The sequence below is a fragment of the Carnobacterium sp. TMP28 genome, from assembly GCF_047553015.1.
GTDB lineage: Bacteria > Bacillota > Bacilli > Lactobacillales > Carnobacteriaceae > Carnobacterium_A.
The window spans coordinates 1-8275 of the sequence record NZ_CP180216.1 but is presented as its reverse complement, the minus strand read 5'-3'; the positions used below and the strand labels follow the sequence as shown (position 1 = coordinate 8275).

10 protein-coding genes are annotated in these 8275 nt (G+C 28.9%); 2 read left to right on the top strand and 8 right to left on the bottom strand.

The window, feature by feature from the left end; translation table 11 throughout:
- Positions 1-148: 148 nt before the first annotated feature.
- The 4 genes from ACMHYH_RS11040 to ACMHYH_RS11025 form a co-directional block, all read right to left on the bottom strand.
- Entirely contained in the window at positions 149-361 is a 213-nt protein-coding gene (locus ACMHYH_RS11040; protein WP_414840432.1) for a hypothetical protein, read from the bottom strand.
- A gap of 660 nt (positions 362-1021) precedes the next feature.
- The gene (locus tag ACMHYH_RS11035; RefSeq protein ID WP_414840431.1) at positions 1022-1297 is read right to left on the bottom strand and encodes a helix-turn-helix transcriptional regulator; all 276 of its coding nucleotides are present in this window, start codon (positions 1295-1297) and stop codon (positions 1022-1024) included.
- Between the two features lie 5 nt (positions 1298-1302).
- A complete protein-coding gene (locus tag ACMHYH_RS11030) occupies positions 1303-1665 on the bottom strand; it encodes a type II toxin-antitoxin system RelE/ParE family toxin (RefSeq protein ID WP_414840430.1) in 363 nt (120 codons plus the stop codon).
- Positions 1666-2773: 1108 nt separating this feature from the next.
- Positions 2774-3385, bottom strand: coding sequence for a stage II sporulation protein M (locus ACMHYH_RS11025; protein ID WP_414840429.1), 612 nt, complete (start codon positions 3383-3385; stop codon positions 2774-2776).
- A 331-nt stretch (positions 3386-3716) separates the two neighbouring features.
- Here ACMHYH_RS11025 and ACMHYH_RS11020 point away from each other — a divergent pair, with 331 nt between their 5' ends.
- Entirely contained in the window at positions 3717-3953 is a 237-nt protein-coding gene (locus ACMHYH_RS11020; RefSeq protein ID WP_414840428.1) for a hypothetical protein, read from the top strand.
- Positions 3954-4125: 172 nt separating this feature from the next.
- The gene (locus tag ACMHYH_RS11015) at positions 4126-4521 is read left to right on the top strand and encodes a hypothetical protein (protein WP_414840437.1); all 396 of its coding nucleotides are present in this window, start codon (positions 4126-4128) and stop codon (positions 4519-4521) included.
- 38 nt (positions 4522-4559) lie between these two features.
- On the opposite strand, the gene ACMHYH_RS11010 is transcribed toward ACMHYH_RS11015, so the two are convergent.
- The 4 genes from ACMHYH_RS11010 to ACMHYH_RS10995 form a co-directional block, all read right to left on the bottom strand.
- Positions 4560-5381: a hypothetical protein gene (locus ACMHYH_RS11010; RefSeq protein WP_414840436.1), complete on the bottom strand. Its 822-nt coding sequence runs from the start codon at positions 5379-5381 to the stop codon at positions 4560-4562.
- Between the two features lie 188 nt (positions 5382-5569).
- Entirely contained in the window at positions 5570-6142 is a 573-nt protein-coding gene (locus ACMHYH_RS11005) for a GNAT family N-acetyltransferase (RefSeq protein ID WP_414840435.1), read from the bottom strand.
- Positions 6143-6341: 199 nt separating this feature from the next.
- Complete coding sequence (locus ACMHYH_RS11000; protein ID WP_414840434.1) at positions 6342-6842, bottom strand: DUF536 domain-containing protein; 501 nt, start codon at positions 6840-6842, stop codon at positions 6342-6344.
- Positions 6843-6847: 5 nt separating this feature from the next.
- The gene (locus ACMHYH_RS10995; protein WP_414840433.1) at positions 6848-7687 is read right to left on the bottom strand and encodes a replication initiation protein; all 840 of its coding nucleotides are present in this window, start codon (positions 7685-7687) and stop codon (positions 6848-6850) included.
- Positions 7688-8275: the final 588 nt, after the last annotated feature.

Genomic DNA, 8275 nt, shown 5'->3' with positions numbered 1-8275 from the left:
CCCCAAAGGCTAGAATCATTTAAAAAAGACCGTTTAAATCGTTTCTAAGCTATTTATGTATAAATACGAGCAATTAGCTTTAAAGTTCGTTAAAACGACTTTAAATAGTATTATAAGTCGTTTTAAGTGGATTATATTTAAATCTTTTTCATTTATTCGTTTGATCTTTCTTATGAGAACAAAAAAATGGACGTAAAAAAGATTGAATCAACAGATAAATAAACGAAAGAATAGTAAAAGCTACTGCAAAAGAACTTAACGTCATTAAGAAAGCACCAAAAGCTGTATTGAACACATTGTTAAAAATAAACGTTATCGCTGCATAGGTAATAGCTAGTATCCAAAAAGTTTTTTGATTCATGTCTAAGCTCCTAACGATTCGTTTTTTAAAAAAAAGTGTTAACTAATTTTTTAAAGAAAAATAGATTAGACCATTTTTTTATTTAACGAACGAGTTCTGATTTTCAACTGTTAACTTCTTGTTTGGCAGGCAATGGGTTTGTGATTACAAACCCCAAAACGTTGTTTTGACCTGATAGGAAACTTCCTATAACCTTACGCTCTTTCATCTTTATTTTTTTCAAAATAAGTACAAAAGGTTGTTGTCGCTTTGCTCGATTTTTTTAAAAATAAGGAAAAATAAAAAAGATAAACGAAGATCACTTTGTCTCTTTTTCTCTTTTTTATTTTAGATTTTATATTCTTTCTATTAATTTTTTTGATCTATCCTTCTTTGTATTTTAAACAAAGGGCGCACTTATACCCCACTTTTTCAAAATGGTGGTTGCAGTTTAAAGAATTGAGAAAGGGCGCACTTACACACGATTTCTATCGTGTGTGCTAAAAGCCAAAAAGAAACCTAAAAAAACACTTTCCAAGTGATCTTTTAGGTTTCTTTTTTATGTGTGAAAATTCCTACGGAATTTAAAAATTCGCTTTGCTCATGTCTAAAAAAATTAAGTTTAATTCTCTCTATTTTTCATAAATTGAAAACAATGAACAAAAGTGAAAAGAATTTAATTTAACTCTTTACGAGCTCATTTGTCGACCGATCAATAAAGGCTAATTCTAAATTCAAGCCGGTAGCAATTTTTGTAATCGTTTTTAACGTAGGAGTGTAAGAATAATTTTCTACACGAGCTATTTGTGCTTGAGAAACATGAACTTTTTCAGCTAACTCTTTTTGAGTAATATTTTTATCTTTTCGAATACTAGCTAATAAAGCCGTCAACTCAATCAATGTTTTATCTTCTTGTGAAAGGCTATTAATTTCTTGCTTTACATCTGTCCATTTCACTGTAATCATCCTTTCTTACGTTTTATCCAGTCCGTTAATTCGCGTTTAGCTTGTTCGATTTCTCTTTTCGGTGTTTTTTGTGTTTTTTTCCTAAACTGATGGAGTAAAACCAATTGATTATCTTCTAAGCTTGCAAAGAAGACGCGATTAGGGACGGGTCGAAGCTCCCAAAGTTTACCGTCAATTTGTTTGACAAGAGGCTCTCCTACAAAGGTTCCATCGTATTCTAATCGTTCAATTTGATAGTAAAGTTTTTTCAATGTTGATTTATTTTCTTTGGTTAAATGATTATCGAGTTCTTTAATCCATTCCATTATTTGGCTATACCCTTTTTTATCTTCATAGATTTCAACGTCATATTTTTTCATAACCACTCCGATCACGTTCTTTATAAACCTACAATATATCATGAATGATATATTGTCAATTATGGTTATATTAAGTATTGCGAAAATTTATAAAATAAATACAAAAAAACATTGTTTTAATAAGATTTTTTTTACGCCTAGATAGAATTAAAAGACACTTATAAACGACAGTAGAAATTCAATCAGATCAATGGCTGCTGCCTGTCGATTTTGGGTAGACCTTATTCATTTTATATAAATTAGAATTATATGTCGATGTAGAATATAATGTAATGAAAAAGGACATAATCTATAATAACAACTCGTTAGGAGATAATTAAATGGGAGCTAGACTATTAGAAAGAATTAAAAGAAATTGGGCTAATAGAAAATGGATCATTTATGGAGCTACCTTTGCCTTCTTGATTGGTGTGCTTTTTAAATTATATTAAATACGAATAGGAGTAAAATTGATATGAAAGTAACGAAAATATTCGTTCATTTAATTGCAATTGCTATGCTAGTTTTCCTTGGATTTGTGTATGCTGCATATGTCAAACGTGACGGTAGCTTGTTATGGGTTCCTGGTATTTTGTACTTTTTTGTTATTTGTTTTAATTGGTATCTCTATTCCAGATTATTTAATAAATTAAGTAAAAACAAATGAAAAAGATACATGAAATGACATAGAATCGTGTATCAATAATCTTATTACATCAGGATTATTTTTGTTTTTTTATCACTTTTATTTTATTTAATATTAGGATAATTGTTGAAGAAATAAGTCCGAAAAAACCAGTGTATAACAAAAATCTGCCTAGATCATAATTCAAGGATAGTTCTTTCTGCATTCTTATTGTTTCCTGTTTGTCCATAGGGCTAAAATCTTGAATAGGAATAAGAATGGCCCATAAAAAGTAACCAATAATAATAATTACTAAAGATATGATTAAAAATGAAAATATAATTTTATTTGATTTAGATTTCAATATTTTTAATCCCTTCCTGTTTAGTCGGTATCACTTAATTAAATACATGAAATTAGATAGAATCATGTATCCTGAACCTTATTAAGTCTATGTTGCTTCTTAAGATAATTATGTAAAAATAAACTGAATAATCTTATTTTTTATTGAAGTAAATTTAATAATATATCTGCTACATACGTCTCCAAAAATGCAGCAATAATCATCATTGGGAGAATGAATAGAACGTATAGTTTAATAGCTTCTTGCCCTCTTTTTTTAAAAGATATTGTTACTTTGTTTTTTAAAAAAATATTTTTAATTTTTATTCGAATAAATTGGTTCAACTCAAAAAGAACGGCTGCAAATAAACAGAAGGCAAAAACCTCAACAAAATAATAGGGCATACTCGAAACAATTAGCTGTATTCCTTTAACTAAATCAATTTGTAGCACGATTCCAAAAGCAATACCTATAATAGCAGAAGGTATAATGATGTTTAGTAGGTATAAAAATTGTACTGGAACTATAGCAAGAATCAGCATCTGTAGAGGGACTTTAAAACCATTATTAAGAATAAAAGCCTCCACTTTTTGTATCCCGTTTAATTGTGTAATTTGTTCGCTAGTACTTACGGACTCGATTATTTTTATAAAATCTAAGTTTAAACTTAGTATGTAAGTTATTAAAGTTATAACTATTGACAGACTTGTTAGAAATAAAAAGAACTTACTGGCTCTTTTAAAAGTTTTTTTATTCTCTAGATATAGAAGCATGTATCTCTCCTTTGTTTGAATTATTTATATACCTCTTGATTTTAATCTATTTATTTTTTGGTTACTACAAAATATTTTGTTGAGTAGGCTAATCTCAAATATATGAAATTCTATAGATTTTCATATATTAAGGTGATATATGAAATTGGATAAAGTCGTGTATCCAGAATCCTATTAAATGGGATTCTTTTTTTATAAAAAAAAGTTATAATGATATTAAAATAACTATAAATATTTATAAAATGAGATATATTAGATATTTTTATTTATTTAGATAGCAAATTTAAAAATTTGTTTTTAACTAATATATATTACAAAAGAGAATAAAGTTATGAAAAAAAAATGGATTTCACTTTTATTACTTATTATAGTGATTACAGGCGGCTTATATTTTTTTATTGCAAGTACTCAAAAAGAAGACGGATCAAAAGAATTTCCTTACAATACAGATGAAGAAGGGTTAGAAGCTGCTCAAGAAAATATTGGCACAACTATTTATGTTGACGAGGGTTCCGAATTATATCAAATTATAGTAGAACCAGAAGAAGAAGAGTTGTATAACAAGTAGTTTGTACAAGTTGAGTCTAAATTATTATAGATACATGGAATTCTATAAAGTCATGTATCCAGAACCTTGATTAAACAAGGTTCTTTTTTTAAAATTTTTATAATATATTAGTAGTATAATCAAAAATAATAATACTTTTATATAGTTCGATACATAAATGGAGAGTGAAAAAATGAAGAAAAAGTATGTTATATCTATTCTATTTTTTAGTGTCATTGCTCTATTAATTATTATTCAACTAAACCTACCAGAATCTCCTCGAGATACGATTCGCGGGACTTTCCAGTCTAAGATAGATTCAAATAATAATTTAAATGTTCAATTAATATTTGAAAGTGACGATAACAGTTTTGTTCAGTATCACGAAGGGAAGCAAGTTGATGAGGGAACTTATGAAAAAACTGATAATAATATTTATCTATTGAAAAGTGAATTGCAAGATACTTATATCATACTGCAAGAAGATAACTTATTTTATTATTACAACACTATCTTAAACAATCCTGTAATCAATGATATGGAGTTAAAACTAACAGCACCAGCGTATATTGACCAAACTAATTTTTAATACATGAAATGGTATAGAATTATGTATCCGGAACCTTATTAAATACTATTTTCTAACTCAGATGAAGATAGATTAGTACTATTGAATAAACCTTTTTCAAAATTTTTTTCTTTCTTTGTTTCTATTAATATCTCATTAATAACCTCGACACCATACTCCGTTATTAGAAAATTAATAGATAGATAGGATTGTAAATAAACATCAAATTTTGGATTGGTTCGATAGATACTCCACTGTTCACTTGTAAATAAATCTGTTAATGGAATGACAGGAGACTCCATAGTTCCAATAATGATGTTATTGAAACCGATATATTCTGAAATTCCTTCTTTGAACCAAAATGGAATATCAGTTTCAGATAAATCTAATTCAATTAATTTTTGTGACAAAGTATAATGAGTATATTCATGTAATAAATTGCGTTGATAATTCCAGATAATTGGAGGTATATCTTTTAGTAAAGCCTCTCTATTTTCAGGTAATATACCTATTGTATTTATCTCTGGATTATTGAAACCTATTGCATAATCTAGACCAGAGAACGATTCTATCTCTTTTTTATTTTCAAAAATGATAATATCATAAGGAATAGTATAACTAGTCTTAAATAGATCCTTATTTTTATTTATAGCTAAATCTAGTATTCTTTTTGTTAGAGGTATTAAGTTTTTGTCACTATCAGGATAATAAATAGTTAAATGCTTATGCACGTCTCTATTTAAAACATTAATTTTTTTTGATTTCTCTAAAGTGTCTATTTGCTTAGACAGAAAAGAAGATAGGGAATTTCTATTAACTATTACTCCTACTAGTAGAATAATAATCAATATTGATAAAATGATAATGTACCTTTTTTTCAAACTAACCACTCCAAAATAAAGAATTATTTGAGATTATTTAGTAGCAATTTCTTTATTAGTTTTATCCTTGATTACTAAAAAACGAGTTCATAACTACTTCTATCACTTCTATGATCGATTTTACTTAAGAATAAAGATAAATCAATACATGAAAGGACCTAAAATTGGGTATGTAGAACCTTTTCAAACTAGGGTTTTGTTGGCTTGTATTCTTCTTTTAAAATAGCGTATAAATCCATATCTTTATATACTTTATCGCGTAAGTAAGATTGCCTCATGGTACCTTCTAACACCATGCCATTTTTTTTCATAACTTTACTAGAAGCAATGTTATCTGAAATACATTTTGCCTGAATACGAACCAAATCCATCTTATTAAATCCAAAGGCCATAATTTCTTTAGTAGCTTCAGTAACTAAGCCTTTACCCCAGTATTTTTTAGATAATGCATATCCAATCTCTGCACAGTTATTTTTTGTTTGCCAACTAACAAAATCTATCGTTCCTATAAACTTGCCGTTATCTTTGAGTTCGATTCCCCAAGGAGCGATTTGTTTTTTCTGATACTTATCCAATATATCCTCAATAAAATTTCTAGTATCTGAAATGGTTTTATGAGCGGACCATGTAACGTACTGAGCCACTTCTTTGTCAGAAGCATATTCAAACATGTCATCAAGATCTTGTATTGTGATTTTCCTAAGAATTAAACGATCTGTTTTCAAAATGGGTATATCCTCATAAATTTGTTCAATGTGCATTTGATTTCCTCCGATACAGATAGAATGGTGTACACGATTTAAATAACTTTAATTATACAGAATATTTAATTTAATTAATAACGATTATCTAATACATGAAATGAGATACAATCGTGTATCCCGAACCCTTTAACCCCAGGGTTCTTTTTTTATGTACGTGTTCAATACACGATTTTACTTTAACCAGCGCTGTAATCGCCTATTCTTTTTTGTTAAATAGACGGCTGAAAAACCCTTTTTTAATTTGTGCTGGTTCAGTTTCTTTTTTAGTTTCAGCATTAGGAACATACTGCTCTTTTTGACTTGTGTTCTCTCCGGCATTTTTAGATGATTCTAACTGCAATTGTTCTATTTGCTTATTCGTTTGTAAGGTAAGACGCTGTTGCTGGTCCAATAAAGTTTGGAACTGATGGAGTTGTTTATCCTTTTGATCCAGTTGCTCATATAACTTTTTCTGAACCTCTTTTAGTTCATTAATTCGTGTTTCCATTATGACAACCATATGGTTGTCATAGGTTGTCTCTTCGGTTGACACATCTTCAAAATTCCTTATTAAATCAATGATAGGAGTTGTCAACCTGTAAACTCCGTCTATTTTTTTGGGTTGACTACTTTTAGGTAATTGGTTAATTCGCTTGTATACAGCTTGTCTTGATATTCCAAGTTCTTTTGAAAGTTCTTTAACAGAAATAGTGGACATTTTAATCACCTCTTATCTGGGTAGTAATTTTTAAGCCAATTATCTAAAGGTACTTTTAGCTCTGGGTTTGATTTTTTATCATCGTCAATTTTATTTTGTCTGATAAAGTTATTACGAATATCGACTTGTACTATTTTGCGTCCACGTTTAGCAGTAAGAATTTCTAGTTGCATATCGCTAATTTTTAAATTTATTTCATCTATAGCTTTTTGAAGAACTTGTGTCTTTAAAGAGTTAAATGAGTAGCTTTTTGGAGCACCTAACCATTCTTTGAATTCTTCAGGAGTACCTCTGAGTACAGTTGCTTTTTTACCTCTGTCTTTATCAGTTTCACGCATAAGCTTGTATAGTAGTATTGAATATCTGCTGTTTAGTTGTACTGTATCGAAAAGTAGGTGTTGTGTATAGTTACCTTTCAACGTAAGTAGATATGGGGCAAAGTCTTCATTGATTCTTAGTTGTACTTGGCCGTTTTCCCAAACTTTAGCAGTTTCAAACCAACCAGTCATTGTAACAGAACGTTCCTCGTCATTGTAAATAAAGATGTCTTTTTTACGTAAATCGTTGAGATTAGAAGCTAATTGACTATATGTACGACCACTTCGCTTCATTCCTAACATCTGACTGATTTCATACATAGAAGTATCAATAACATTAAATTTCTCATCATTTGGTTTAATTTTTGAAACTATAAAATCCATAATTTTTAATTCTTGAGCATTTAGATCATGACGTGCTTTAGTTATTAAATCATTATGTTCTACTACAAAATAACGTTTTTGGTCTTCAACATCTTCTGCATTAAAATTCCTATCATTTGTCCAAAGATCTAATTTTTTCGACATATTTTTCACCTCATATTCGAAGTATACATTAAAACAATAGCTAAAACAAAAATAATAGGAGAAACAACTATGGTGTGGTGTGTATTATACTATGGTGTGGTGTGTATTATACTATGGTGTGGTGTGTATTATACTATGGTGTGGTGTGTATTATACTATGGTATATGTCTGTTTAAGCCTGTGGTTAAGCTATTCATAAACTCCTAAGTACTTAGAAGTATTAATCAATTATTATATAAAGTATTAAAAAGACAAATTTGCGTTTTGCGTTTCATTTTATTAAAAATAGTAATATCCTATAATCAATAGAATCATTTATAAACAAGAATTAGAAACAAAGACAAAGTGTCGTCTTTACTCATAGACTAAGATTCAATAAAAGATAATAAAAACCCCAAGTAATAAAAGGAAACCTTACTCCGTAAGCTGAAAGCCATCTTAAAAAAGTCAAAAGAAGTCGCTACGCTCCGTTTGCAATGAAAACGAGAGGATTCTGGTAACTTCTTGTAAAACGGCTTAAAAGCTTATTTAGCTAAGAATCAAAAGAGTAAAGAGCTCACTTCGTTCGTGCAGGGCAGGCCCTACATA